This is a genomic window from Pseudomonas sp. NPDC087690, assembly GCF_044743175.1.
Classification (GTDB): Bacteria; Pseudomonadota; Gammaproteobacteria; order Pseudomonadales; family Pseudomonadaceae; genus Aquipseudomonas.
In genome coordinates, this window is the sequence record NZ_JBIUVX010000002.1 from 483334 (window position 1) to 508374 (window position 25041).

The 25041-nt window shown below is 58.8% G+C and carries 24 protein-coding genes and 2 pseudogenes; 12 read left to right on the forward strand and 14 right to left on the reverse strand.

Annotated features, from left to right (window positions below):
* Positions 1–26: 26 nt before the first annotated feature.
* The 5 genes from ACIPIZ_RS06340 to ACIPIZ_RS06360 form a co-directional block, all read right to left on the reverse strand.
* Positions 27–245 (reverse strand): hypothetical protein, encoded by a 219-nt coding sequence (locus ACIPIZ_RS06340; protein WP_064389444.1) that lies wholly within the window; start codon positions 243–245, stop codon positions 27–29.
* Between the two features lie 77 nt (positions 246–322).
* Positions 323–820: a PaaI family thioesterase gene (locus ACIPIZ_RS06345; protein ID WP_105705001.1), complete on the reverse strand. Its 498-nt coding sequence runs from the start codon at positions 818–820 to the stop codon at positions 323–325.
* An 8-nt stretch (positions 821–828) separates the two neighbouring features.
* The gene (locus ACIPIZ_RS06350) at positions 829–1986 is read right to left on the reverse strand and encodes a GGDEF domain-containing protein (RefSeq protein ID WP_064389446.1); all 1158 of its coding nucleotides are present in this window, start codon (positions 1984–1986) and stop codon (positions 829–831) included.
* Between the two features lie 106 nt (positions 1987–2092).
* Positions 2093–2248: a hypothetical protein gene (locus ACIPIZ_RS06355; RefSeq protein ID WP_161806650.1), complete on the reverse strand. Its 156-nt coding sequence runs from the start codon at positions 2246–2248 to the stop codon at positions 2093–2095.
* 30 nt (positions 2249–2278) lie between these two features.
* Complete coding sequence (locus tag ACIPIZ_RS06360) at positions 2279–2536, reverse strand: hypothetical protein (RefSeq protein ID WP_064389447.1); 258 nt, start codon at positions 2534–2536, stop codon at positions 2279–2281.
* Positions 2537–2705: 169 nt separating this feature from the next.
* Here ACIPIZ_RS06360 and ACIPIZ_RS06365 point away from each other — a divergent pair, with 169 nt between their 5' ends.
* Both ACIPIZ_RS06365 and ACIPIZ_RS06370 read left to right on the forward strand, forming a co-directional pair.
* Positions 2706–3350 (forward strand): ATPase, encoded by a 645-nt coding sequence (locus ACIPIZ_RS06365; protein WP_122660922.1) that lies wholly within the window; start codon positions 2706–2708, stop codon positions 3348–3350.
* An 86-nt stretch (positions 3351–3436) separates the two neighbouring features.
* On the forward strand, positions 3437–3775 hold the full coding sequence (locus ACIPIZ_RS06370; RefSeq protein WP_064389449.1) for a hypothetical protein: 339 nt from the start codon (positions 3437–3439) through the stop codon (positions 3773–3775).
* Positions 3776–4045: 270 nt separating this feature from the next.
* Here the strand turns inward: ACIPIZ_RS06370 and ACIPIZ_RS06375 are convergent, their stop codons facing one another.
* The 5 genes from ACIPIZ_RS06375 to ACIPIZ_RS06395 form a co-directional block, all read right to left on the reverse strand.
* Positions 4046–5239, reverse strand: coding sequence for an ATP-binding protein (locus ACIPIZ_RS06375; RefSeq protein ID WP_401164589.1), 1194 nt, complete (start codon positions 5237–5239; stop codon positions 4046–4048).
* A gap of 137 nt (positions 5240–5376) precedes the next feature.
* Positions 5377–7554, reverse strand: coding sequence for a TonB-dependent siderophore receptor (locus tag ACIPIZ_RS06380; RefSeq protein WP_064389451.1), 2178 nt, complete (start codon positions 7552–7554; stop codon positions 5377–5379).
* Positions 7555–7840: 286 nt separating this feature from the next.
* The gene (yghU, locus tag ACIPIZ_RS06385) at positions 7841–8680 is read right to left on the reverse strand and encodes a glutathione-dependent disulfide-bond oxidoreductase (protein ID WP_105705006.1); all 840 of its coding nucleotides are present in this window, start codon (positions 8678–8680) and stop codon (positions 7841–7843) included.
* Between the two features lie 75 nt (positions 8681–8755).
* Complete coding sequence (locus tag ACIPIZ_RS06390; protein WP_401164592.1) at positions 8756–9208, reverse strand: hypothetical protein; 453 nt, start codon at positions 9206–9208, stop codon at positions 8756–8758.
* A gap of 179 nt (positions 9209–9387) precedes the next feature.
* The gene (locus tag ACIPIZ_RS06395) at positions 9388–10335 is read right to left on the reverse strand and encodes a LysR family transcriptional regulator (RefSeq protein WP_122854199.1); all 948 of its coding nucleotides are present in this window, start codon (positions 10333–10335) and stop codon (positions 9388–9390) included.
* Between the two features lie 125 nt (positions 10336–10460).
* Here ACIPIZ_RS06395 and ACIPIZ_RS06400 point away from each other — a divergent pair, with 125 nt between their 5' ends.
* From ACIPIZ_RS06400 to ACIPIZ_RS06410, 3 genes are all read left to right on the forward strand, one after another.
* Complete coding sequence (locus tag ACIPIZ_RS06400) at positions 10461–10736, forward strand: DUF2798 domain-containing protein (protein ID WP_064393019.1); 276 nt, start codon at positions 10461–10463, stop codon at positions 10734–10736.
* A 287-nt stretch (positions 10737–11023) separates the two neighbouring features.
* Entirely contained in the window at positions 11024–12811 is a 1788-nt protein-coding gene (locus ACIPIZ_RS06405) for a thiamine pyrophosphate-requiring protein (protein WP_253484490.1), read from the forward strand.
* Positions 12812–12928: 117 nt separating this feature from the next.
* Positions 12929–13645 (forward strand): DUF72 domain-containing protein, encoded by a 717-nt coding sequence (locus ACIPIZ_RS06410; RefSeq protein WP_401164594.1) that lies wholly within the window; start codon positions 12929–12931, stop codon positions 13643–13645.
* A gap of 47 nt (positions 13646–13692) precedes the next feature.
* Here ACIPIZ_RS06410 and ACIPIZ_RS06415 read toward each other — a convergent pair whose 3' ends face one another.
* Positions 13693–14511, reverse strand: a complete 819-nt coding sequence (locus ACIPIZ_RS06415; protein WP_064393016.1) for an alpha/beta fold hydrolase — start codon at positions 14509–14511, stop codon at positions 13693–13695.
* Between the two features lie 171 nt (positions 14512–14682).
* On the opposite strand from ACIPIZ_RS06415, the gene ACIPIZ_RS06420 reads away from it, so the two are divergent.
* From ACIPIZ_RS06420 to ACIPIZ_RS06430, 3 genes are all read left to right on the forward strand, one after another.
* Entirely contained in the window at positions 14683–15132 is a 450-nt protein-coding gene (locus tag ACIPIZ_RS06420) for a helix-turn-helix domain-containing protein (protein ID WP_064393015.1), read from the forward strand.
* A 57-nt stretch (positions 15133–15189) separates the two neighbouring features.
* Positions 15190–15438, forward strand: a complete 249-nt coding sequence (locus tag ACIPIZ_RS06425) for a hypothetical protein (protein ID WP_064393014.1) — start codon at positions 15190–15192, stop codon at positions 15436–15438.
* 123 nt (positions 15439–15561) lie between these two features.
* Positions 15562–16086: a hypothetical protein gene (locus ACIPIZ_RS06430; protein ID WP_122660914.1), complete on the forward strand. Its 525-nt coding sequence runs from the start codon at positions 15562–15564 to the stop codon at positions 16084–16086.
* A gap of 873 nt (positions 16087–16959) precedes the next feature.
* Here ACIPIZ_RS06430 and ACIPIZ_RS06435 read toward each other — a convergent pair.
* Complete coding sequence (locus tag ACIPIZ_RS06435) at positions 16960–18003, reverse strand: LLM class flavin-dependent oxidoreductase (protein WP_150647338.1); 1044 nt, start codon at positions 18001–18003, stop codon at positions 16960–16962.
* A gap of 359 nt (positions 18004–18362) precedes the next feature.
* Here ACIPIZ_RS06435 and ACIPIZ_RS06440 point away from each other — a divergent pair.
* Both ACIPIZ_RS06440 and ACIPIZ_RS06445 read left to right on the forward strand, forming a co-directional pair.
* Positions 18363–19247: pseudogene (locus ACIPIZ_RS06440) on the forward strand (cache domain-containing protein); the annotation flags it as partial.
* Positions 19248–19556: 309 nt separating this feature from the next.
* Positions 19557–20153: pseudogene (locus tag ACIPIZ_RS06445) on the forward strand (methyl-accepting chemotaxis protein); the annotation flags it as partial.
* A gap of 145 nt (positions 20154–20298) precedes the next feature.
* Here the strand turns inward: ACIPIZ_RS06445 and ACIPIZ_RS06450 are convergent.
* Positions 20299–20784 (reverse strand): flavin reductase family protein, encoded by a 486-nt coding sequence (locus ACIPIZ_RS06450; protein WP_064393009.1) that lies wholly within the window; start codon positions 20782–20784, stop codon positions 20299–20301.
* Between the two features lie 324 nt (positions 20785–21108).
* Between ACIPIZ_RS06450 and ACIPIZ_RS06455 the strand changes: the two genes are divergently transcribed.
* Complete coding sequence (locus ACIPIZ_RS06455; RefSeq protein WP_401164600.1) at positions 21109–22515, forward strand: purine-cytosine permease family protein; 1407 nt, start codon at positions 21109–21111, stop codon at positions 22513–22515.
* Between the two features lie 251 nt (positions 22516–22766).
* Positions 22767–23867: a polyamine ABC transporter substrate-binding protein gene (locus ACIPIZ_RS06460; protein ID WP_105705015.1), complete on the forward strand. Its 1101-nt coding sequence runs from the start codon at positions 22767–22769 to the stop codon at positions 23865–23867.
* A gap of 103 nt (positions 23868–23970) precedes the next feature.
* Here ACIPIZ_RS06460 and ACIPIZ_RS06465 read toward each other — a convergent pair whose 3' ends face one another.
* Positions 23971–24948, reverse strand: coding sequence for a TerC family protein (locus tag ACIPIZ_RS06465; protein WP_105705016.1), 978 nt, complete (start codon positions 24946–24948; stop codon positions 23971–23973).
* Positions 24949–25041: the final 93 nt, after the last annotated feature.

Below are 25041 nucleotides of genomic sequence, written 5' to 3' on the forward strand. Positions count from 1 at the left end.
CAACTGAATCGATAGCTGACTGCGAGCTAATTGCCATCGGCAACCTTGCGCTCGATCTCGTCAATCTTGCGCTGCAGTGTTTCGGCATCCTGCTCTTTGGTTCGGTTCGTGGTGGGGGTGATCACCTCGTCCACGGCTTTGGTATCTGTATCCGTGTCCGCCAGATCGCGTTGCACCACATTGACCGGTTTGCCCGAAGTGTCGACGGCCGGTGTTGCGGGGCGGGTGTCGTCAGTGTTGTTCATTTTTCTCAACCTCCAGTGACCTGTACGTTGGATACGGTGGTCGGGCGGGAGTTCGAGATATTTTCACTGAGCAGCGATCATCCCTCTCCGTGGGCCGCCGCTGCCAGTTGCCCGGTATCGACCCGGACAAATACCGAATCGCCAATCGCAGTGAGCACCTCGCCGGCATAGACCTCGCAGATCACCCGGCTCTTGCGCCCGACTGCGCCTTCGACCTTCGCCCGCAGCGTCAGTGTCACGCCCATGGGGGTGGGTTTGATGAACTTGATACCGAGGTTGCCGGTGACGCAGTCGATGCGCGGCAGGCTGCCGGCTTCGCGTTGTTCGTTGCGGTAGTGATAGGCCATGGCGGTCCAGTTGGAGTGGCAGTCGACCAGCATCGCGATCAGGCCGCCGTAGACCAGTTGCGGCCAGCCGCAGTATTGGGCGTCGGGCAAATGTTCGGCGACAACATGCACGCCATCTGCATGCCAGTGACTCTTGATGTGCAAACCCTGCGGATTGCTGCCGCCGCAGCCGTAGCAAACGCCTTCCGGGGCGGCGATGTCTTGCAGGGAGGTTTCGGGGCTGGACATGCGATGGGTCATCCTGGAGTAGTAAGCCCGTTCAGGCGTATGCGGTTGCGCCCACCGCGTTTGGACTCATAAAGCGCGGCGTCGCCTTGTTCGATCAGCGCTGTGAGGCTGGCCGGCGGTGTGTCGAACAGGCTGGCGCCGATGCTCAGTGTCACGGCGACGGGCGTGGGGAAAGTCTGTGAGGCGGTCGCGAGAAACTGCTCGCGCAGGGCGTTGCCCAGTTCGACGATGCGCTCAGTGGAGACGTTGCTCAGCAACATGACGAACTCGTCGCCACCCAGGCGCGCGGTCAAGGCATTGCGCGGCAGCAGCGAACGAACGATCTCGCTCAGGGCAATGAGCAATCGATCGCCGGCGGAATGGCCATAGAGGTCGTTGACCAGTTTGAAGTTGTCGATATCGATCAACAACAGAGCGCCGCGGCGTTCTGGCGAAACGTCGGCGAGCAGGCGTGGGGCGCGTTTTTCGAGGGCGCGGCGGTTGTACAGGGCGGTCAGCGGGTCCCGCTCGGCGAGGCGGGCGATTTGCTTTTCCCGGCGGTAGCGTTCGGTGCCGGTCATCGACAGTGCAATCAACATGATTGCCATCGCGCCTTCAACCAGAGAAATCTGGATGATTTCGCCCCTGAACGCGGCCAGATCGATCAGCGTGCCGGGAATCACCACGGTCGCCGCCTTGGCGACGTAGAACATGCCGTGGATCAGCAGCACATAACGCAACTGCACCGCGCCGACGCTCAACGACTTGCCGTGCGGACGCAGCAGAAAGCTGCCTTTGAGCGTTGCCGCCGCGACCAGCAGCGAGTTGGCCACCAGCATGACCTTCGACCACTGCGGTCCGTCCGGCAGCAGCAACAGCCCCAGCCAAAGCACGAAAATCAGGAACCAGGCACGCGACAACCGCGTCTGGGTGAAACGTGCGACACCGAGCAGGAACAGAAAATGTGCGGTGACCAGCAGGCCGTTGGCGAACCAGATTCCGATCAGCAGAAAGCCGTTGCTGCGCAGCAGGGCGAGGGTGGAACCCACGGTGATCGTGGCGAACCCGGCGCTCCAGAACAGCAGCGAAGGTTCACGAATGCTGCGCCACTCGACCGCCAGGTACAGCGCGGCAGCGGCCGCGAGCGCGATCGAAAGGGTCAACATCGTAGGCGGGTCGAGCGGCATTTCTTCTGGGGCCTGTCTGTGGGGCGGCAAGACTGGCGATTGTAAGCGTTTGGGGCGGTTTTGGCAGGAGGCTGGCGCGAGCGGCAGCGGCCGTCGCGCCGAACGGTTACCGACTGGCGTCGAGCACCAAGCGGCGGCGCGCCTTGCCGCGGTGCAAATGCTCGACTGACTCGTTGACCTGGCGCGTGAGCAACATCTCGACCGCCGGCAGAGTCTGGTGCCGGACGCAGAATTCAAGCAGCGGCGCCATGGTGGCAAGCATTGCTGTCCAGTCGAGCTTGGCGTTGGCGAATCAAATCGAACGTTGCGCCTGCGCGAGCCAGGTATCGACCACTCGACGATCCAGCTCCTCCCAGTACGCCATGCCCAATACCCGCGTGGTATTGAGGCCGCGCAAGTAACCGCGCAGTTGATTGGCGGTGTCCTGGATCAACTGCGGATCGGAGATGTTTTTGTCCAGCAAGACGGTTTCATACTGGACGAGGTATTCGGCCACTCGCTCGCGAAAATCGGGCAGAACGGCGTCGCGGATCAGGTCAAACGTTCTCAAAGCGGGATCCTCATTGATCTTTTTCTACTTGTAGTGAGTGTGTAGCAGTCTGCTCGGCGCGCAACTATTGCTAGAAGTAATAGTGACCATCACTAAACGCAAGTTCTGCTTTGTCGGCAATCAGCGGAAAATCGGCGCCATCGAACACGCAGCTCAAGGAATTTGCGCGATGAAGACTTTGACCCGACTGGCTCTGGTCGCCCTGTTGATGGGCGGCGCGATTGCCACTGCACCGGCCTACGCGGGCAACGCCGGGTCTTGTCATCTTCAGGCCATCGCCGGCAGCAGCGCGGCGTTGCAGCATTCGCAGACCGTGGGTGTGCTGTTCAGCGAGAATACTCTGGAAAACCTGCAATACCTTGAGCGCTACCACGACATGGCGCTGAACGGCGCAAAAGATGCGCTCGATACACGGATTCGCCAGGCGTTCGTTGCCAGCTCCGATCCGGAACTGGCCATCGACTGGTTGATGAGTTCGTTGCAGCAACAGTTTCTGTCGGTGACCGTCTACGACAATCTCGATGCGCTGATTCAGGCGCATCCAGACATCGTGGTCAAGCTCGACACCTTCAATCGCTTGCTGACGCAACGCAACAGCCTGGTCGAAGCGCGGTTCAGCGCACGCTTCTACGACGCCGACTTGCAATACATCGGCAAGGCCGAAGGCGCTGTCGAGAAACAATTGCCTTCGGTCTGGGTGCATGACCAGGCAGCGCCGCAAATCGCCGCGCAGATCGACAGACAGCGTGACCTGCAACTCAGCGCATTGAAGCAATTCGATGTGTCGCTCAAGGCCTTGGTGGCGTCGAGCTGAACACTTAAAACATAAATGGCAACGGCGGCTCCGTGAGGCTGAACCGTTGTCGGTAGAACCGAACCTTTATTTTCAGGATTACACCGATGCGTCCTTTTGTGCCTGCCATGGCTTTTGCTTCCTTGTTGCTCGCCGGTTGCGCCTCTGCGCCGAACAACCCGACCCTGACCTTGCAGACCAGCAAGACCCCCGCGCAATACGCCGATTGCGTTGTGCCGAAACTGCAGGGCAGTGCGCTGAACCCGACGGTTTCGCAGACCCAGCGCAGCTACCGGATCGTGGTGCCGAGCAAGATTTCGGCGGACAACATACTGGAAGCCTACAAGGCTGGCACGGGCGGCAAGGTGTTCCTCTACGAGCGCCACTTGCTGGCCTCGAACTACCTGCCTTCGAGTTTTGAACGCGCCGCGCAGGACTGCATCTGATTTCCTCCCGTACACGTATGTAACAGAGCTCCTTTGGTTGGCCGCAACCAACCAATTTTTTGCCCCGCGCCTTCATTCGGTCGCGGGGTTTTTTTTGCAATTTTTTCACTGAGAACAGGCAAGACCCATTGCAGGAACGGGCTGCTGTAATATGCCTCACCTCATTTATCACGAGCACTGAAAATGGATTCTCACTCGATTCTGACCTTCACCCTGGTTGCCGCGATCCTGACCATGCGCCGGCAGACGGCATAAACGCAGGGCCCTGGATCAAGCCCACTTGAACTGCGCCGGGAATCTTGCAACAAAGCAGGTTCCCGACTCGGCATTGGATATCACCTGCAACGTGCCGTTGTGTGCAGCGGAAATCTGCGCGGCGATGTACAGGCCCAGCCCAAGACCTTCACCGCGCTGACCGGCTTCGGATCGGGAGAACGGTTCGAACAGCATTGGCATCAATGGCGCCGGAATCGGCGTGCCCTGATTGCTCACCGAGATGACGATTTCATCGCCCTCGGCACACGCCTTGAGGATGATCGGCGCGCTGGTCGAGCCGTGAGTGACCGCGTTGCCGAGCAGGTTGGAGAGCAACTGGCTGATGCGCAGGGCATCGCAATAGACCCCCGCCGGTACGTTCAATTCATGAATGAAGGTCGCGCGCGGGTGCGAAGCCTGGACCTCTTCCAGGGTCAGCAGCAATGTCCGTTGCAAGTCATCCACCAGTTTGCGCTGGACCGGAATCCCGCCACCCAGACGGCCACGGGCAAAGTCGAGGATGTTCTCGATCAGCACGCCCATGCGCATCGAGCTGTTGCGGATGGCCGACAACAGATTGAGTGAGCGCTTGTCTTCGGTTTTGGTTTGCAGCAGGTCGGCGCTCATGCGAATCGCGCTCAGCGGTGTGCGCAGGTCATGCCCGAGTACCGCGATGAATTGCTCGCGCAGACGCCCGAGTTCATTGGCGCTGGCCAACTCGACTTTGGTGGCCTCCAGATGGCTTTGCGTGTCCAGGCTCATGGCGATCAACTGGGCGAACAGCGTGAGGGTCTTGGCGATCGCCGGTTCATCAAGGTTCGCCGGTACGGAATCGATGGCGCAGAGCGTGCCGAAAAAATCGCCATTGGCTTTGACGATCGGGATGGAAATGTAGCTTTCCAGGCCGTAGGTCTTTGGCGTGTGATGACGGGAAAAGATCGGGTGCGTACTGGCGTGGCCGAAAATCACCGGTTGCTGGTGTTGGCGGATTTCGTGACAGATGGTCGATTCAAGCACCAGTTCGCCACCGGGCCTGAGACCGAAGTCGATCGAGTCGTCGACGGCGCAGGCGACCCAGTGGCGGTCAGTCACCCTTGCCACCGCCGCGAAGCGCATGCCGGTGAGGTGTTTGACCATGCTCAGAATCACCGGCACCGCATCAATCCTGCTGATGGCTTCGATATCTGGGACAAATTCCGGATTGTTCATGAGGCGGCGCTTGGCAATGAATTCGCTCAGAGACTATCCGTTATCGCCGGCCATGACTAATCGGCTGGCCGAAAACGACGAGGGGCGCCGTGGTTTTTCCCGGCGCCCCTCGTGCTCAAGCGTTTACCGCGTTTTTTTTAGAACTTGTACTTGGCCGTCAGCATGTAGCTGCGCGGGTTACCGTAGTTGTCGGTGGAGCCCCACGTGGTGTTGTAGCCGATGGAGGAATAGTAGACGCGGTCAAAGATGTTGTTGGCGTTGACCTGCAGATCCAGGTGCTTGTTGACTTCATAACCGGCCATCAGGTCCGTTACCGCGTAGCTGCCCTGTTCGAGGCGATAGCTGCCGACGGTGAGCGGTACATCGTTGTACATGCGGCTCTGCCAGTAGACGTTGCCGCCGACGCGGAATTTCTCCAGCGGACCTTGCAGGCGATACATGGTCGAGACCTTGAACAAATGCTCGGGCGTATCGGTGTCGAAGCGCTGGTTATTGTTGTCCGGGTTTTCGTCCTTGATGTAGTGCGCGCGGGTGTAGGTGTAACCGGCGCCGACTTGCCAGTTCTCGGTCAGTGCGCCTTGCAGTTCGACATCGAGGCCTTGGCTGCGGACTTTGCCGGAGCCCTGGTAGCAGGTCATGACCGGGCAACCCAGCTGACTTTCGGCGAGGGTCGCACGGTTGGTCTGGTCGATCTGGAACACTGCCAGGCTGGCGTTCAGTGCGCCGTTGAAGTACTCGCCCTTGATGCCCACCTCATAGTTTTCGCCGACGATCGGGTCGAGCTGTTTACCGGAGAGATCCTGCTGGGTTTGCGGGGTGAAAATGTCGGTGTAGCTGGCGTACAGCGAGTGGTGATCGTCAAGCTTGTAGATCAGGCCCGAATAGCGCGTCAGGTTGCGGGTGACTTTGTAGTCGCCGTCACCGGTGCGGTCATCGTAGTCGTACCAGTCGAGACGGCCGCCGAGGATCAGCGTCAGCGGGTCGGCCAGGCTCAGGCGGGTGGTCAGGTACACCGCATCCTGCGTGGTCACCGTGCGGGTTTTGCTGTCACGCACGAAATCGGGTTTTGGTGCACCGATCGGCCAGGCCGTGGTGTAGGGGGCGTATTCCTTGGATGTCGCATCGTAGGCGCGGTTGCTGGCACCCACGACCAGTTCGTGGGTACGGCCGAAGGCTTCGAACGGGCCGCTGGCAAAAGCGTCGAGGGCCGTTTGCTTGTCGGTGTGGTGCGACTGATAGGCAGTGGTCTCCAATGGGCCTGCGTAACGTGACAGGTAGGTGCCGGAGAACTCGCCGTTGAGCGTCGAGGACGAGCCGGCGAGGTGCAGTTTCCAGTCATTGTCGAAGCGGTGCTCGACTTCACCGAAGACGGTGTCGATCTGCAGCTTCCTGTTTTCCCAATCGGTGCCCGGGTAGGTGGAGCGGGGCAGGTCGAGGTGGTGGCCGTCGGTGCCGATTGGCAAGCCGCCCCAGAAATAGTTGGTCTGTTCGTTTTGACGGGAAAAGCCCAGGGTCGCCGTGGTGCTTTCGCTCAGGTCAGCTTCGCCGATGGCATAGAACAGACCGTGATCGTTCTGCTCTTTATCGCGGAAGCTGTCGGCGCCCTGATAGGAGCTCACCACCCGGCCACGCAAGGTGCCGCTTTCATTCAGCTTGCTTGAGGCGTCGATCTCGCCACGGTAATCATCCCAGCTGCCGGCGGCGCCAGTGAGGGTCACTCGTTGATCGGCCGTCGGGCGTTTGCGCACCAGGTTGATCGCCGCCGAAGGGTTGCCGGCACCGGTGACGAGGCCGGTCGCACCGCGGACGATTTCGACCCGGTCGAACATTGCCAGGTTCGGTTGCACCGCCATCGAGAATGGCGAATAAGAACTCGGCAGACCGTCGTACATGATGTTGTCGATGTCGAAGCCGCGAGCGCTGTAGGTCTGCCGGCCAGGGCCGCTGGACTGACTGAGGAACAACCCCGGCGTGGCCTTCACCACATCGTTGATGCTGGTCATGTTCTGGTCGTCCATGCGCTGCCGGGTGATCACCGTCACCGCTTGCGGCGTTTCGCGCATGGTCAGCGACAGCTTGGTCGCAGTCTGCATCGGGCCGGTGGTGTAGGAGTCCGAGCCCTCAGTGGTACTGCTCATCTGCGTCGCGCCGATTTCGGTGGCGCCCAGTTCCAGAGTGGTCGGCGCATCGGCTTTTTCAGGCGCGGCCTGGGGTTTTTCATCTGCAGAAACGCTTGTGATGCCCGCCATGCAGATGGCAATTGCCAGCAGGTTAGGCGAAAGGTTCGAACGGCGGTGAATGGTCTGAAACGACATCAATCTGCTTCCCCAAGGAGTACCAAAACGAATCTGATGCGGGCGCATCTAAGAAGTATTCGTATTAGCATGTCAGATTGATTCGCACGAAGAAAGATATACGAGTCAGATAGTTAACAAATTTTTCACATTTGGCGAGCTGGCTCGCACGCTTCAATCAGGACGATTTTGGCGAGTGAAGCCAGAGAATTCGCGGGGTGTAGAGGCGGGGGCGTGGGGGGGGCGAACAGTGCGCAGCGGTGTCGATCCTGTGATTCTCGATCGACACCGCTACCGAAGGGATGATTCAGTCCAGATCTGCAGCCTGGTGGCGCTCGGCAACCTGACTCTCTTCATCGCCCCACGTGCGGTTGACGCGCATGCCGCGAACGACCGCAGGCCGCTGGGCGATGTTTTCGGCCCAGCGTTGGACATGGGTGTATTCCTGCGCGGAGAGAAATTCCGCCGCCGAATACACCGTGTTGCGTACCAGTTGGCCATACCACGACCACACCGCGATATCGGCGATGGTGTAGCTGTCGCCCGCCAGATAAGCGCTTTCGCCGAGACGCCGATCAAGCACATCCAGCTGACGCTTGGTCTCCATGGTGAAGCGGTTGATCGGATACTCAAGCTTCTCCGGCGCGTAGGCATAGAAATGTCCGAAGCCGCCGCCCAGATAAGGCGCCGCGCCCATTTGCCAGAACAGCCAGTTCATGGTTTCGGTGCGTCCGGGCAAATCCCTGGGCAGCAAGGCGCCGAATTTTTCCGCCAGATACAGCAGGATCGAACCGGACTCGAAGACGCGGATCGGTGGCTCGACGCTGCGATCGAGCAATGCCGGAATCTTCGAATTCGGATTGATCCCGACGAAGCCGCTGGAGAACTGATCGCCTTCGTTGATCCGGATCAGCCAGGCATCGTATTCGGCACCGCTGTGACCGAGCGCGAGCAACTCTTCGAGCATAATGGTGACCTTCACGCCATTCGGTGTGGCCAGCGAATAAAGCTGCAACGGGTGCTTGCCGACCGGCAGGGTTTTTTCATGCGTTGGCCCCGCAGTCGGGCGGTTGATGCTGGCGAACTGGCCGCCGGACGGTGCGTCGTTTTTCCAGACCTTGGGCGGAACGTAGGGCGCTTTGCTCATGTAACTGACCTCATCGTTGGCTGGCTGAGAATAGACAGACACCCTAAGGAAAATTCAGCGCCCGTGCCAGGCTTACTACGTGCTGTTTGCGTGACCGATATCCCCACAAAAAATATCCACGTTGCCATCGGTTGCGGCGGTGCGTACGACTACCGAATATTCGCCGGCAAGCAATGTCGACAAGGCTACCGGCGCACTTCTGGAAAATGCCCAGCCGCGCACGGGCTGGCGTTCAGTGCTGACTTTATCGTTCATCGCGTAGGCCACCGGCCCCGGTTGTGCGCAACTGCCTTGATTGACGAAGGCATACAGGCGCAGGGGCAGCGAGGCGCCATTCGGTGCGCCGCTGATGAAGAAACTGAAGCCGGTTTGCTTGCCGCCCCAGTCAGCGAGGGTGACGTTGCCGATCTGCCCGCTGTTCTGGCGGGTGGCGGTGAGCGTCACGTTCGCGCCGGGGCTTGCGGAAGTGGCGCAGCCGGACAGGCTTGCTGCAAGCATCAATAGACTGAGCGATTTTGCGGGTTTCATTGCCGAGCTCCTGTGCTGAAGAGTTTGCAACGATTCAGTTAAGCAGATTGCCCTGAAGGCTCATGCTCTGGCCCCTTCGCGAGCAGGCTCACTCCTACAGGGATTTTTGGGTTGCCGGAGCATTCGCACCGCCGTTGGACAGTGTAGGAGTGAGCCTGCTCGCGATGAGGCCGGTGGGGTTACCGGCAATCTGTGCTGGCGTCGGCCGACTCAGCGCTCATCGGCCAACGCGTCTGCAGGTGCCCAGTCAGATAATCGACAAATGCCCGAACCTTCGGCGTCATCGCCGTGCGTTCCTGTACGCAGGCGTAAATTTCCATCGGTTCAACAACCGCGCTGTGCTGATGTTCAAACAGCGGCACCAGTCGACCACTCTCGATAAAGGGCGCCGCGACGAATTCTGCCAGCCGGGTAATGCCTGCACCGTTGGCTGCCATCAGCGCCAGCGCGTCGATGTCATCGCTGATCGCAGTTGCCTTGATGTCGGCATCGTAACGTTCTCCGTCGCGGATAAAGCTCCAGCGCAGAAATCGCCCATCCAGCGGATAACGGAACGCCAGGCAAGCGTGATGTCGCAGATCGTCCGGTGATTGCGGCCAACCGGCGCGCTGCAAATAGGCAGGCGAGGCGCACATGATGAAAGGCAGGGAGACGATCTTGCGCGCAACGATGCCGTCCTCCAGTTGCGGCTTGATCCGCAGGCTCAGATCGATGCCGTTCTGGATGTGGCTGATCTTGCCATTGGTGGTCGACAGTTCAACGATCAGGCGCGGATGCAGCGCGGCGAAACCCGCGAGCAGCGGCGCCAGCACATGCCGGCCGAACGCTGAGGTCGAGGCGATGCTCAGGCGACCTTGCAGTTCGGTTTCGTGGCTGCTGATCAAGCTTCGCGCCGACTCCAGATCGGCGGCGATACGCTTGACCCTGTCGTAATACACCGCGCCGTTTTCGGTCAGCGCCATGCTGCGCGTGGTGCGTTGCAGCAAACGCACGCCGAGATGTGCTTCCAGTCGATTGAGGGTCTGGCTCACCGCTGCCGCGCTGACACCCAATGCCTTGGCAGCGCTGACGATGGAACCCGATTCGACCACTTTGATAAAACTGGCAATCGCCGCTAACAGATTCATCCATGGCCCGCACAGAGGATTGATTCGTAAGTTGTGCTTTATAAAGTACCTGCGATTGGCCGTCTAGTTGCGGGGAAACGCCTTTGCTAAGGTGCCGGCTCCCTGCCAATCGATGGAACACCCATATGAATCAAAGCACTCGTTCCGACGCCGTTTATCCGAGGCGTCGCAGGCTTTCGTCGCGCGCCACGCCGTACGTATTTGCGTTGTACATGGCAACGATCATGGCGTTTCTGATGTCGCTGGTGATCACCGCCGCCAACTCCGGGATTGATAACGACTACCTGAATAATGCGTTGCACGCCTACAAACTGGCGATGCCAGTGGCGTTCCTGTGCATTCTCGTCGTACGGCCCATCGTGATCAAACTGGTGGCGTTGACGGTGCATCCGCACCATTAGTGTTGCTCGAGCCAATATTGCACCAGCGCACCTTGCGATCCTTACCGGATCCTGCTCGGGAAACGGCGGATGATCGATACGTTGCTGTTGCTCGTGGCTCGGTCTCTCACGGCAGATATCGGCGTGCTACTGCGGTGGATACGCGCCAACGAGCAGAAAGCCTGCGACCTGAACCGGTGCAAATCAATCGAAACTTCGTCGCCGGCCCGACTGTCCAGACCCTTACATCTGCCGACGGGTATTACGTGGGCGAAGGCTCCATGCACCGGTGACAAGCGAGGATCGAAATGACGACGACAGTGGGAGATTTTCTGGTTGAGCGGCTCAGCCAATGGGGTGTCACGCGGATTTTTGGATATCCGGGCGACGGCATCAATGGTGTCTTCGGCGCGCTCAGCCGGGCTCAGGGAAAAATCGAATTTGTTCAGGCGCGGCATGAAGAAATGGCGGCGTTCATGGCCTCGGCGCATGCCAAGTTCACTGGTGAGCTGGGTGTGTGCATCGCCACTTCCGGCCCCGGCGCCTCGCACCTGATCACCGGGCTCTACGATGCGCGGATGGATCACATGCCGGTGCTGGCAATTGTCGGCCAGCAGGCGCGTACCGCGCTCGGCAGTCACTATCAGCAAGAGCTTGATCTGCTATCGATGTTCAAGGATGTCGCTGGCGCATTCGTGCAGCAGGCGTCGGCGCCTGCGCAAGTCCGCCATCTGCTTGACCGCGCCGTACGCACGGCCATTGGCGAGCGACGTGTCACGGCAATCATCCTGCCCAATGACTTGCAGGATCTGCCCTATGAAGCACCGGCCCGGGCGCACGGCACCGCACATTCCGGGATAGGCTATAGCAAGCCGAAAGTGCTGCCTTACGACGTGGATCTGCAGCGGGCGGCGCAGGTGTTGAATGCCGGCGACAAGGTCGCGATTCTGGTCGGTGCCGGTGCATTGCAGGCGACCGATGAAGTGATTGCGGTGGCGGAAAAACTCGGCGCCGGGGTGGCCAAGGCTTTGCTGGGTAAAGCTGCGTTGCCGGACGATCTGCCGTGGGTCACCGGCAGCATCGGCCTGCTTGGCACCGAGCCCAGCTACAAACTGATGACTGAGTGCGACACCTTGTTGATGGTCGGCTCGGGTTTCCCCTATTCCGAATTTCTGCCCAAGGAAGGCCAGGCTCGCGGCGTGCAGATCGACTTGCAGCCGGACATGCTCAGCTTGCGTTATCCGATGGAGGTCAATCTGGTCGGCGATGCCGCCGAAACCCTCGCCGCGCTGTTGCCATTGCTGGAACAAAAGACCTCAAGCAAATGGCGCAAGAAAGTCGAAAGCTGGCGCGGCAGTTGGGAGAAAACCCTGGAAAAACGCGCGATGGCCAAAGCCAGTCCGATCAACCCGCAGCGGGTGGTGTACGAACTGTCTCCGCGCCTGCCCGATCAAGCGATCATCACCAGCGACTCTGGCTCCTGCGCCAACTGGTATGCACGGGATCTGAAGATCCGGCGGGGCATGCAATGTTCGTTGTCCGGTGGCCTGGCGTCGATGGGCGCTGCGGTGCCCTATGCGATTGCCGCCAAGTTCGCCCATCCCGAGCGCTCAGTGATTGCTCTGGTGGGTGACGGCGCGATGCAGATGAACAACATGGCCGAGCTGATCACGGTCGCCAAGTACTGGCGACAGTGGGCGAGTCCCCAATGGATCTGTGCGGTGTTCAACAACGAAGATCTCAATCAGGTGACCTGGGAGCAGCGGGTGATGGAGGGGGATCCGAAGTTCGAAGCGTCGCAGAGTATTCCCGATGTGCCGTATCACTTGTTCGCGATTTCCATTGGCCTCAAAGGCATTTTTGTCGATCGCGAAGAAGACGTCGCCGCTGCGTGGGAGCAGGCGCTGGCATCGGATGTACCGGTGCTGATCGAGTTCAAGACCGACCCGAACGTGCCGCCACTGCCGCCGCATATCAAGCTTGAACAGGCGAAGAAGTTCGCCACGACCTTGCTCAAGGGCGACCCTGACGAGGCGGGCGTCATCCTGCAAACTGCCAAACAAGTGCTCAGCTCGGTCCTGCCCGGCAAAAAATAACCGGCTAAATCCCCTGTAGGAGCTGCCGAAGGCTGCGATCCTTTGATCTTTGTTTTTAAGATCAAGATCAAAAGATCGCAGCCTTCGGCAGCTCCAGTACGGGGGAATGGAGGTGTGATGATTTTTGTGGGTTGTGCGGGATGGAGTCTCGGGCGCGAGCATTGGCCGGAATTTCCCGCTGAGGGTACGCACTTGCAGCGCTATGCCGCACGTCTCAATAGCGTGGAAATCAACAGCTCGTTCTACCGTCCGCATCGTCGCCAGACCTATGAGCGTTGGGCAGACTCAGTGCCGGACGGGTTTGCTTTTTCAGTGAAGATACCCAAGCTCATCAGCCATGAATTGCGCCTGGCAGGTTGCGCAGCAGCACTCGATGAATTCCTCGAACAGTGCGGCGGATTGGGCGATCGCCTCGGTTGTTTATTGGTGCAGTTGCCGCCTTCGCTGGCGTTTGATGCCGCCATCGCCGAGGCATTTTTCATGGCTTTGCGGGAGCGGTTCGGCGGGGCCGTGGTGCTGGAACCCCGGCATCAATCGTGGTGCGAGGCCGAGCGGTTGCTGCTCGATTACCGGATTGCCCAGGCAGCAGTCGATCCGTCGCGCCTCAGCAGTGACGCTGCGCCAAGAGGTTGGGCGGGCGTCAGATATTGGCGCTTGCATGGCTCACCGCGCATTTACCACAGCCGCTACGATTCAGCGTTTCTGCAACGATACGCACAAGCAGTGCGGATCGCGGCGGCCGAGGGCGCCGCGACGTGGTGCATCTTCGACAACACCGCCAGCGGCGCCGCGCTAGGCAACGCGTTGGCCCTGGCGGCATTGACGTCGCGTTGAATCAGACCGTCAGGTGCTCAGCGAGAGTTGCCAATCTCTGCTGCATCTTAACGCTGGAGAAACGCCAGCAGGTCTTCATTCAATGCTTGTGCGTGCGTCACCGCAAACCCGTGCGGCGCGCCGGCGTAGACCTTCAGTTCGGCGTCCTTGATCGAAGCGGCGGCCAGTTTTCCGGTGGTTTCGAACGGCACGATCTGATCGCCGTCGCCATGGATCACCAGCGTCGGTACATCGATCTTGGCCATGTCGGCGCGGAAGTCGGTTTCCGAGAATGCCGTCACGCAGTCGACGGTGCCTTTGAGTGAGGCCAGCAGCGCGATGTTCAGGGTTTGCGTGAGGACGCCGTCGGAGACTTTCTGGCCCTGGTTGGTGCCATAGAAAGGCGCGGCGAAATCCGCGATGAACTGCGCACGATCCTGCAGCAGGCCGGCCTTGATGCCGTCGAATACCGACGTGTCGACGCCTTGCGGGAAGTCGGCTTTCTTGCCGAACAATGGCGTGACTGCACCCAGCAACACCAACCCGGCGACGCGCTCGCTGCCATGCCGGGCGATGTAGCGGCTGACGTCGCCGCCACCCATGGAAAACCCGACCAGGGTGACATCGCGCAGATCCAGATGGTTGATCAGTTGCGCGATGTCATCGGCAAACGTGTCGTAGTCGTAACCGGTCCATGGTTGATCGGAACGGCCGAAACCACGGCGGTCGAACGCAATGGTGCGGTAGCCGCGACTGCTCAGGTATTCCATCTGGTATTCCCACATGTCGGCATCCAGCGGCCAGCCGTGGCTGAACAGCACGGGCTTGCCGCTGCCCCAATCCTTGAAATAGATCTCGGTGCCGTCTTGAGTGGTGAATGTGCTCATGCAAACTCCTTGGGTCGGGGGAGGGACGTGTCGATGCCGAATTGGCCATGTTTACTATCCGCGCAAAGTTCGTTTGCCACTTGTACGCAGGTGCTGGGTTGCAGCGCTGAGGGTTGTATGATGCAACCCTGAGCCACAAGGCCGCCCACCGATCTGCTGGAGAACATTTACGTGAAGCGCAAGAGCCTGCAAGGCAACGCCTGCCCGGTCGCCCGGACACTCGACCTGATCGGTGACTGGTGGTCGCTGTTGATCATTCGCGATGCGCTGGAAGGCATTCGCCGTTTCAGCGATTTTCAGAAGAGCCTCGATATCGCGAAAAACATCCTCAGCGCTCGGCTCAAGGCGCTGGTTGAGCAGGGGATTCTGCAAACAGTGCCGGCCGCTGATGGTGGCGCCTATAAGGAGTACGCGCTGACTGAACGCGGCAAAGCCTTGCAGACGGTGATCGTTGCGTTGTCGCAGTGGGGCGGGGAATTCATGTACGCGCCGGGTGAGTCGGGCTCGGTGATGGTCGATGCGCAGCATCGTCAGCCGATTCGCAAGCTGGAACTGCTGGCTGAGGATGGGCGAAAGTTGCAGGCGGATGAAGTCGCAACGCGCCTTGGTGTGGCGCACTGAGGCGCTTCGGCGATCTTCCTGTACAGTTCGTGAACTAGAAAATCCGGGAGCAGCAAATTGATCGACAGAAAAACCGGCCAGCGAATTCTGGTTCACATCGATGAGCTCTACGGCCCCTATATCCGTGTCTCAACCTTTGAAGACGGCGGTGCGCTGGAAGACCTGCTGGACGAAAAATTCTTCGTTCTCTACTGGAAGGGCACTCACGACGATCTGAAGGATGCGGGAGGCAACGAGTACTTTTTTGGCGGTGCTGCCGACCCGGTGAAACTGCAAGCGATCCTGGATTCAATCGACTTCGACTGAAAAAAAACGACTTGCTCGGGGCCTTTTCATCTACGAGCGGAATGCTTTTCAAACAGTGAAGTAATACATCGGTCTTTGAGGGGGATTTCCTCAGCCGCTGCTTGATAACCTGGAGTTGAATTGATGAAGGTTTACCAGGGTCATATATCCAAGGAGTCGTTGAACCTGTTTGTTTCAGGTGTTGGCTCTGGGGAGTTTTTTTCATACGTAGGGAACTTGGTTTCATTGGAGCAAGCGATTTCTGTTGTAGGTGTGCTCTCTCCTGATTTTATCGAGGTGGAAGGCCACGTCTTCTGGCTGCCTGACGCTCAGCAATACGATCCGCAAAAATTTCGATTGAAGGGTTTGGTCGAGTCTGAATCTGGTGTAATGGAACAAAGTACATCGCGTAGAGACGTTGAGCGATACAGAAATGTTTTTTCAATAAGTCAGTTTTTTTCAAAGTGGGAAGATGCGCCGGGCCGACCCATATTCAGGGTTGGCCTGTCGGAAGAAGATTATCGTCTTTGTCGTTTGTTTGCCGAGCAGATCAGTAGATATTGGAGGCGCGCGTTATCAGATTCCTTCCCAGAGAAGGTATTCCAGTTTGAAATTGCTGATGATCTTCTCGATGAATATGGGGTTTGTCTGACTTTCTGGCAGACATAGTCGACGGGGCAGGGGAACCACGTTTAGAGAATACTCTTCTGTGACTATGAGGGGCTTACGGGTATTCGTTAGCGCATCAATGGCGAAAGCGGAACGGCCAGCTTCCTGCAGGCAGGCGTTTGCTGCCGAAAGTGTCGTTTGTTCCGGGTGGTGAGTTTGTGGTGGATTGTTCAGGTATTTTCAGTCGATTGCTGGGACCGACAACGCCAAAGACAAATTGCGACTCCTGTCTCAGGCGCACAACCCGGTTCTGTCTGAGCTTGCGGCCAGGCACATGGGTCGCAGCGACTGATCATGAAGCTGGCACGCTTTTTCGTAAATGGCGAGTTCCCCCGAAAAAAATCAGTGGGCTTCTTGAACGTTTTTCGCCATTACCTGTTGCGGATTTAAAAACAAACCAGCGCCTTTGAACTGTTTGATTCTGATCCGCCGTGTGGGAGGGAAATTCTGATGCCGTGCGAGCAGTGTGGCGCAAAGCGGGTTGCCTTCAAGGCTGGCCGCACTCAGGGCGTACAGTGTGTCCAGTGTGGCGCATCGGTGGTAACCAGCCATTTTTCGACTATAGAAATTGATGAGACTCAGTATGAGCTGCGCTGTCGTGGGGACTATCGAGATCAGGCGCATGTCAGAGCGGTAGCTGCAGCGACCGGTGACAACTTTTTAGTGGCAAGAAATCTGCTCCAGCAGGACCGTCCTCTGCTGATGGTCGGTCAGGCGCAGGAGGTTTTGAAGGTTCGAAATAGTCTTCTGGCTGTTGGAATGGCTTGCGAAATCTGCCCCGAATTTCGTTGGGAATAAGGGAGTCAGGCCTGAAAAAAACGCCCCGAGTCTATCGGGGCGTTTTTCATTCACCGAACACTGAATCCCAAGTGCTTAGCGAAACGCCGGCACCACATGCTTGATAAACAACTGCAGCGACTTCTTTTTCTCTTCGTGCGGCAAGCTGTTGTCGCACCAGAAGCTGAACTCATCCACGCCCAGTTCCTGGTAATACTTGATGCGCGGAATGATCTCTTCCGGCGTGCCGATCATGGCGGTCTTGTGCAGGCTCTCCAGTTCAAACTCCGGACGCCCGGCAAACTTCTCTTCCGGGCTTGGGTCGAGGAAGCCGTTGACCGGCGTTGCCTTATTGCCGAACCAGGCATCGAACGTGCGATAGAAACGCGAGATCGCTTTGGCGCCGACTTGCCAGCCGTCCGGGTCGTCGGCGGTGTGCACGTGGGTGTGGCGCAGGACCATCAGTTGCGGGCGCGGTACGTCCGGGTTGTTGTCTAGGGCAGTCTGGAATTTGTTCTTCAGGTCGAGGACTTCCTCGTCGCCCTTCATCAATGGCGTAACCATCACATTGCAACCGTTGGCCACGGCGAAGTTGTGCGAATCCGGGTCGCGGGCGGCGATCCACATTGGCGGATTGGGCTTTTGAATCGGCTTCGGCACGCTGGTCGAAGTGGGGAATTTCCAGATGTCGCCATCGTGGGCGTAGTCGCCTTGCCACAGGGCACGGACCACCGGAACCATCTCGCGCAGTGCCTGGCCGCCGGATGAGGCGGGCATGCCGCCAGCCATGCGATCAAACTCAACTTGATAGGCGCCACGCGCCAGTCCGACTTCCATGCGCCCGTTGCTGATGACGTCGAGCAAGGCGCATTCACCGGCCACCCGCAACGGGTGCCAGAACGGCGCGATGATGGTGCCGGCGCCGAGATGAATGGTCGTGGTTTTCGCCGCGAGGTAGGCCAGCAGCGGCATCGGGCTCGGCGAGATGGTGTATTCCATGGCGTGGTGTTCGCCAATCCACACGGTACTGAAACCGCCGGCCTCGGCCATCAGGGTCAGTTCGGTCAGGTCTTCGAACAGTTGGCGGTGGCTGACGCTTTCGTCCCAGCGCTCCATGTGTACGAACAGGGAAAATTTCATGACGCTACCTCGGATCTCTTGTTGATGGCCGGTCGTTTGCGGGCCTGTGTCACTGGCGTGAGCGATGAACGCTCGCAAGTCTTCTCACCATTCAAGCACGCCTTCGAGGACGGCTGGTCGGTTGATTGAATATTGGTATACCATAATACGGAATATCCGCAAAATATTTCTGACCGACACTTCGAACAAGGAAGGCGCAACAGATGAACATCAAACAAAAACTGACCCTGGCGTTCGCGGTGATCGCCAGTCTGCCGGTGTTGCTGGTGGCCGTGCTGATCATCCTCAATGTCCGCGATGGGGCGCGGGACAACTTCATCGACAGCACCGGGAGGGAGGTGCGTCAGGTCGAGAACGCCATGCAGCTGTTCTTCGAAGGCATCAGCCAGAACGTTGCCTATCTGGCTGAGCATCCGCAATTGCAGGGAATTGATGGCAGCCTTAAACGCTACCTGAGCAGTGACGCCGCGCAGATCCCGATGGGGCCGCAGGATCAGCAAGTGTTCACGCTGTTCGCCGGACTGGCCAAGGCCCATCCGGCTTACACCTATCTCTCGCTGGGCACCGAGCAGGGCGGTTATCTGTTCTGGCCGGGTGATCCGAACCTGGCCAATTACGATCCGCGCACGCGGCCCTGGTACAAAACCGCGATGGCCAGTCCCGGCAAGACGCTGCGCACCGATGCCTATTACTGGGCGGCGGATGATGTGGTGTTGGTGAGCACCGTGCGCAGCTTCAACAATCAGTTGGGCAGCAACGCCGGCGTTGTGAACATTGATGTGTCGCTCAAGCAACTGACTGATCTGGTCAAGCAGATCCGCCTCGGCGACAGCGGCTATCTGATGCTGATGGAGGCCAACAATACGGTGTTGGTTGACCCGAGCGACCCGGCGCACAACTTCAAGCAACTCACCGACCTGGGCGATGGCTACAAACAACTGGCCGAGGCGGGTAAAGGTCTGGTGGAAGTGGAACTGGCCGGCGAGCGCTACATGGCGCTGGTCTGGCCGTCAGAGGCGCTGGGCTGGCGCTTCGTCGGTGTGGTCAAGGCCAGCGAAGTCATGGCCGGTGCCACGCGGTTGACGTGGATCATCGGCGCCATCGCTGTGGTGTGCGCGCTACTGTTCGCCATGGCCGGTGCGTGGTTTGCCGGGTTGATGGTCAAGCCTATTCGTGGCGTGGCCAGTGGTCTGGAAGGCATTGCACAGGGCGAAGGCGATCTGACCGCGCGACTGGATGTGCGCGGGCAGGATGAAACCGCGCAACTGGCTGGCTGGTTCAACCAGTTTCTCGAAGCGATCCGCACCTTGATCCAGCGCATCGGTCAGGCGGCCGGGCAGATTCACAGCAGCTCCGCCAGCGCCACCGAGGTCTCGGCGGAAATGGCGGAAGTCGCCTCACGGCAGCGCGAGGCGGTGGACATGGTTTCCACGGCGTTTCATGAAATGGTCGCCACCTCCAACGAAGTCGCGCGCTCGTGCAGCCAAGCGGCAGATTCGGCCGACAACGGCCAGCGCCAGGCTCACGCCGGGCAACAGCAGATCGACGCAGCGGTGAACAACGTCGGGCGTCTGAGTCAGGAGATTGGCCATAGCGCTGAGTCGATGCAGCAATTGGAGCAGGACAGTAACGACATTCAGTCGATCCTCGGCACCATCCGCTCGATTGCCGAGCAGACCAATCTGCTGGCACTGAACGCGGCGATCGAAGCGGCGCGGGCAGGGGAGCAAGGCCGTGGTTTTGCCGTGGTCGCCGATGAAGTGCGCGCACTGGCCAAACGCACCGCAGACTCCACTGGCGAGATCGACGCGTTGCTCGGCAATCTGGCGCGGCGCACCCATCAGATGGGCAAGCAGATGCACGCCAGCCTTGAGGTGTCGCAGGACACCGTGGTGTCGATCAACGAAGCGCGGGCGAGTTTTGGCTTGATTCGTGAGTCGGTGGACGTGATCCGCGACATGAACACGCAGATCGCCACGGCGGCGGAAGAACAGCATCAGGTGGCCGAGGATATCAATCGGCATATAAGCCAGATTCATGGGGATGCGCAGTTGGTCGCGAGTCTGGCCGATTCGACGCGGCAGGATGCGCAGAATCTGACGGCGTTGTCGCAGACGTTGAATCAGTTGGTGAGCCGGTTCCGCACCTGACCCCGCCAGCCCAAACACCCTAAAACCTGTAGGAGCGAGCCTGCTCGCGATAGCGTTATGTCAGTCGACCTTTAGTTAACTGACACACCGCTATCGCGAGCAGGCTCACTCCTACAGTTGATTTATGTTGATCTGGCGTTCTGGATCAAGCCACCGCAGGCAACGCACCCATCTTCCCGTGGCAATACACCAGCGGTGCGGACACTTGTTCCGGCACGATCAGATTCTTCACCGCACCAACCATGATCGCGTGGTCGCCCCCTTCATATTCGCGCCACAACTCGCACTCGATCACGGCCGTCGCATTGGCCAGGATCGGGTTGCCCAGTTCGCTCAGCGTCCACTCGATACCCTGCGCCTTGTCCTTGCCTTTACGCGCGAAGGCGTAGGCCTCGCTCTGCTGCCCACCGGACAGCACGTGAATGGCGAAGCGTTTGTTCTTGATCAAAACCGGGTAGGAATCGGAGCTGTAGTTGGGGCAGAACAGCACCAGCGCCGGGTCCATCGACAGCGAACTGAAGGCGCTGGCCGTCAGGCCGACGATCTGGCCGTCGTCGTCCAGCGTGGTGATGACAGTGACGCCGGACGGGAACGAGCCCATGACTTGTTTGTAGATGGCAGCATCGATCATTGGGTGGTCCTCGGGTGTTTTGACGCGGTTTTTATGTGTTTATAGGTCTGATGGTATACCGTAATACATTCTTTGCAAGGGATTTTCAGGTGAACCGATAAACGTGCTGCTTTCGTCGGAAAGCCAATGTTTACGGGGCTTTTATCTAGCCAGAGGCAGGCAGTATCAGCGAGGATAGCAGTGCAGATCGCGTGCAAATCAGCGGATCAGTCTTGTGCAAAGTTTGGAATACCATAATATGGTCGGCATCTGAGGGGCGGCCATAGAGTCCCCCCGGTTTGGCTTCATACAACGATAAGAACAGACAAACTCGAGTTCATGCATATGTCCCAGATGTCCCGGCAAGATCCGTTGATCGAGAACCATACGGTCGACTATGTCCCACTCGCGGAACGCCACGGGAAGGCCCGCGACCTGTTCACCCTTTGGTTCAGCACCAACATTGCGCCACTGCCCATCGTCACCGGCGCCATGGTGGTTCAGGTGTTCCATCTCGATTTGTTCTGGGGGCTGCTGGCGATTGCGCTGGGGCACATGATCGGCGGCGTGGTGATTGCGCTGGCGTCGGCCCAGGGCCCGCGCATGGGCATTCCGCAGATGGTCCAGAGTCGCGGCCAGTTCGGCCGTTATGGTGCGCTGCTGATCGTGTTTTTCGCGGCGATCATCTACATCGGGTTCTTCATTTCCAACATTGTCCTTGCCGGCAAATCCATCGTCGGCATCGCGCCCTCGGTGCCGGTGCCGCTGAGCATTCTGATCGGTGCGTTGGCGGCCACGGCCATCGGCGTGATCGGCTACAACTTCATCCATACGCTGAACCGTATCGGCACCTGGGTCATGGGCAGCGCGTTGCTGGCCGGTTTCATCTACATCTTCGCCCATGACTTGCCTGCGGACTTCTTCACTCGCGGCAGCTTCAACCTGTCCGGCTGGCTGGCGACCGTGTCGCTGGGGATCATCTGGCAGATCAGCTTCTCGCCGTACGTCTCTGACTATTCGCGTTACCTGCCAGCCGACATCGGCATTGCCAAGCCGTTCTGGGCAACCTATCTGGGCGCGACGCTCGGCACCATTCTGTCGTTCACCTTCGGCGCGGTGGCTGTGCTGGCGACGCCGCAAGGCACTGAAGCGATGGTCGCGGTCAAGCAGTCCACCGGTTGGCTGGGGCCGATTCTGATGGTGTTGTTCCTGCTCAACATCATCAGCCACAACGCGCTGAATCTGTACGGCGCGGTGTTGTCGATCATCACCTCGATCCAGACTTTCGCCAGCCAATGGACGCCGAGCATCAAGGTGCGCGTGGTGCTGTCGAGTGGGGTGCTGGCGGGCTGCTGTGTGGTGGCGCTCGGGGCTTCGGCGGATTTCATTTCCGAGTTCATCGGCCTGATTCTGGCGCTGCTGCTGGTGCTGGTGCCGTGGGCCTCGATCAACCTGATCGACTTCTACCTGATCAAGCGCGGCTGCTACGACATCACTTCGATCTTCCGCGCCGATGGCGGCATTTACGGGCGTTTCAATCTGCACGCGATCATCGCCTATTTCATCGGCATCATCGTGCAACTGCCGTTCGCCAACACCTCGCTGTACGTCGGGCCTTACGCCAACCTGGTCGACGGCGCCGATCTGTCATGGCTGGTCGGTCTGGTGGTCACTGTTCCGCTGTATTACTGCCTGGCGACGCGCGGCCAGACTCAGCAGAGCAGGGCAGCGAAACTGGGTTACACCGATTGACGCATTCAACGTAAACAACAATGCCCGGCCAAGTGCCGGGCATTGTTTTTTCAGTATCCGGGCGGTCATTCATATTGGCCATATCGATCCCCTTTTGGCCGATCAACCACTGTGAACCAACTACGCTGTCAGCAAGAATCAAAACCATAATTAAACGCTGGACTGTTTTTGCCCTTGGCTACCTTTCAAGCCGCTGCCGTGTACAGAACATAAAAACCATCGAACTCACGCCGCATTTTGGGGAAACAACCATGGTCACGATGAAACGCATTCTGGGTGCCACCGTGTGTGGGCTGACGCTGTTGGCCTGCGCCGTCCAGGCCGAGCAGCGCGAACTGCGGGTGTACAACTGGGCGGATTACATCCTGCCCTCCGTGCCCAAGGATTTCGCGGCAAAAAGCGGCATCAAAGTGACCTGGGACACCTTCGACACCAACGAATCCCTGGAAGCCAAACTGCTCACCGGCAACTCCGGTTACGACCTCGTCGTGCCGTCGAACCAGTTCCTCGAAACGCAGATCAAGGCTGGCGTGTTCCAGAAACTCGACAAGTCGAAACTGCCGAACTGGAGCCACCAGGATCCCGAGTTGTTGAAACTGCTGGGCAAGAACGATCCGGGCAACCAGTACGGCGTGCCTTACATGGTCGGCACGGTGCTGATCGGCTTCAACCCGGCCAAGGTCAAGGCAGCATTGGGTGACAACGCGCCGGTGGACAGTTGGGATCTGGTGTTCAAACCCGAGAACATGGAAAAGCTCAAATCCTGCGGTGTAGCGATGCTTGATTCGCCGACCGAAATTCTGCCGTTGGCTCTGCATTACCTCGGCCTCGACCCGAACAGCCAAAACCCCGCCGACTATGAAAAAGCCAAAGAGCTGATGCTCAAGGTTCGGCCCTACGTCACCTATTTCAACTCGGCCAAATACATGACCGACATCGCCAACGGCGACATTTGCGTGGCCATCGGTTACTCGGGCAGTTTCTATCAGTTCGGCAACCGTGCCAAAGAGGCGAACAATGGCGTGGTGGTCGACTGGCGCTTGCCGAAGGAAGGCGCGCCGATCTGGTTCGACACCTTCGCGATTCCGAAGAGCGCGAAGAACGTCGAAGAAGCCCACGAATTCCTCAACACCTTGCTCGATCCGAAAGTGATTGCACCGATCAGCGACTTCCTCGGTTACCCGAATGCGAACAAGGATTCGATGCCGCTGATCAACAAGGAAATCACTGGCAACCCGAACCTGACACCGACCCCCGAAGCTCTGAAAAACCTCTACGTCGTCCAGCCATTGCCGCAGAAAATCGAACGCGTACGTACTCGTGTGTGGACCAACATCAAATCTGATAAATAATCTCCGTCCAGACGAAATTCCCCGGTAGGAGCTGCCGCAGGCTGCGATCTTTTGATCTTGTTTTTAACCATCAAAGTCAAAAGATCGCAGCCTGCGGCAGCTCCTACAGGGGTTCGGTTTGGTTTTGTTTTCGGGTGGTGACCAGGCTCAGCAGCACCGACCCGAAAATCACCGCACCCACCACCGCCAGCGACCACTCCACCGGCATATGCACCCATGGCATCAGCACCATCTTGCCGCCGATAAATACCAGCACAATCGCCAGTCCATACTTGAGCAAATGAAAGCGGTCAGCCATGTCCGCCAGCAGGAAGTACAGTGCGCGTAATCCCATGATCGCGAAGATGTTCGAGGTGAACACGATGAACGGATCGGTGGTGACGGCGAAGATTGCCGGGATGCTGTCGACCGCGAACATCAGGTCGCTGGCTTCGATCAGCACCAGCACCAGAAACATCGGCGTTGCCCAGCGTACGCCGTTCTGCAGGACGAAGAATCGTTCGCCATGGAAGCCGCTGGTAATGCGCAGATGCCCGCGTACCCAGCGCAGCAACGGATTGTTGTCGAGATCAGGTTGCTGCTCGGCAAACACCAGCATCTTGATCCCGGTGATGATCAGGAACACCCCGAAGGCGTACAGCAACCATTCGAACTGCGACACCAGCCACACACCAGCGAAGATCATCACCGCGCGCATCACGATCGCCCCGAGCACACCGTACAGCAGCACGCGACGTTGCAACTCGGGGGGCACGGCGAAGTAGCTGAAGATCATGACGAAGACGAACATGTTGTCGATCGACAACGACTGCTCGATCAAATAGCCGGTGAGGAATTCGAGGGTTTTCTGCCGGGCGATCTCGCCGCCGAACTCGCCGTGCAGATACCACCAGAGCAAACCGGCGAAACTCAGGGCGAGCAGGCACCAGGCAATGACCCAGGACAAGGCTTCGCGCACGGACACCCGATGTGCCTTGCGCCCGCCGAAGACAAACAGGTCCAATGCCAGCATGGCGAGAACGAAAACGATGAAGGCGCCCCACATCCACGGTTCGCCGATATTGATGTTCGTGGCTGGCATGGCACGCTCCCTGTCTTATTGGTTTAGAGTCAGACGGGGTGATGCTAGCGACGACGTTGCGGCAAAGAAAACTCGTTTATTTCTGCTTAACAG

Bases quoted from the DNA above. Each gene is read 5' to 3' on its own strand.
- ACIPIZ_RS06340 (WP_064389444.1), bottom strand. From the start codon at position 245: ATGAACAACACTGACGACACCCGCCCCGCAACACCGGCCGTCGACACT.
- ACIPIZ_RS06345 (WP_105705001.1), bottom strand. From the start codon at position 820: ATGTCCAGCCCCGAAACCTCCCTGCAAGACATCGCCGCCCCGGAAGGC.
- ACIPIZ_RS06350 (WP_064389446.1), bottom strand. From the start codon at position 1,986: ATGCCGCTCGACCCGCCTACGATGTTGACCCTTTCGATCGCGCTCGCG.
- ACIPIZ_RS06355 (WP_161806650.1), bottom strand. From the start codon at position 2,248: ATGCTTGCCACCATGGCGCCGCTGCTTGAATTCTGCGTCCGGCACCAG.
- ACIPIZ_RS06365 (WP_122660922.1), top strand. From the start codon at position 2,706: ATGAAGACTTTGACCCGACTGGCTCTGGTCGCCCTGTTGATGGGCGGC.
- ACIPIZ_RS06370 (WP_064389449.1), top strand. From the start codon at position 3,437: ATGCGTCCTTTTGTGCCTGCCATGGCTTTTGCTTCCTTGTTGCTCGCC.
- ACIPIZ_RS06375 (WP_401164589.1), bottom strand. From the start codon at position 5,239: ATGAACAATCCGGAATTTGTCCCAGATATCGAAGCCATCAGCAGGATT.
- ACIPIZ_RS06380 (WP_064389451.1), bottom strand. From the start codon at position 7,554: ATGTCGTTTCAGACCATTCACCGCCGTTCGAACCTTTCGCCTAACCTG.
- yghU (WP_105705006.1), bottom strand. From the start codon at position 8,680: ATGAGCAAAGCGCCCTACGTTCCGCCCAAGGTCTGGAAAAACGACGCA.
- ACIPIZ_RS06390 (WP_401164592.1), bottom strand. From the start codon at position 9,208: ATGAAACCCGCAAAATCGCTCAGTCTATTGATGCTTGCAGCAAGCCTG.
- ACIPIZ_RS06395 (WP_122854199.1), bottom strand. From the start codon at position 10,335: ATGAATCTGTTAGCGGCGATTGCCAGTTTTATCAAAGTGGTCGAATCG.
- ACIPIZ_RS06400 (WP_064393019.1), top strand. From the start codon at position 10,461: ATGAATCAAAGCACTCGTTCCGACGCCGTTTATCCGAGGCGTCGCAGG.
- ACIPIZ_RS06405 (WP_253484490.1), top strand. From the start codon at position 11,024: ATGACGACGACAGTGGGAGATTTTCTGGTTGAGCGGCTCAGCCAATGG.
- ACIPIZ_RS06410 (WP_401164594.1), top strand. From the start codon at position 12,929: ATGATTTTTGTGGGTTGTGCGGGATGGAGTCTCGGGCGCGAGCATTGG.
- ACIPIZ_RS06415 (WP_064393016.1), bottom strand. From the start codon at position 14,511: ATGAGCACATTCACCACTCAAGACGGCACCGAGATCTATTTCAAGGAT.
- ACIPIZ_RS06430 (WP_122660914.1), top strand. From the start codon at position 15,562: ATGAAGGTTTACCAGGGTCATATATCCAAGGAGTCGTTGAACCTGTTT.
- ACIPIZ_RS06435 (WP_150647338.1), bottom strand. From the start codon at position 18,003: ATGAAATTTTCCCTGTTCGTACACATGGAGCGCTGGGACGAAAGCGTC.
- ACIPIZ_RS06450 (WP_064393009.1), bottom strand. From the start codon at position 20,784: ATGATCGATGCTGCCATCTACAAACAAGTCATGGGCTCGTTCCCGTCC.
- ACIPIZ_RS06455 (WP_401164600.1), top strand. From the start codon at position 21,109: ATGTCCCAGATGTCCCGGCAAGATCCGTTGATCGAGAACCATACGGTC.
- ACIPIZ_RS06460 (WP_105705015.1), top strand. From the start codon at position 22,767: ATGGTCACGATGAAACGCATTCTGGGTGCCACCGTGTGTGGGCTGACG.
- ACIPIZ_RS06465 (WP_105705016.1), bottom strand. From the start codon at position 24,948: ATGCCAGCCACGAACATCAATATCGGCGAACCGTGGATGTGGGGCGCC.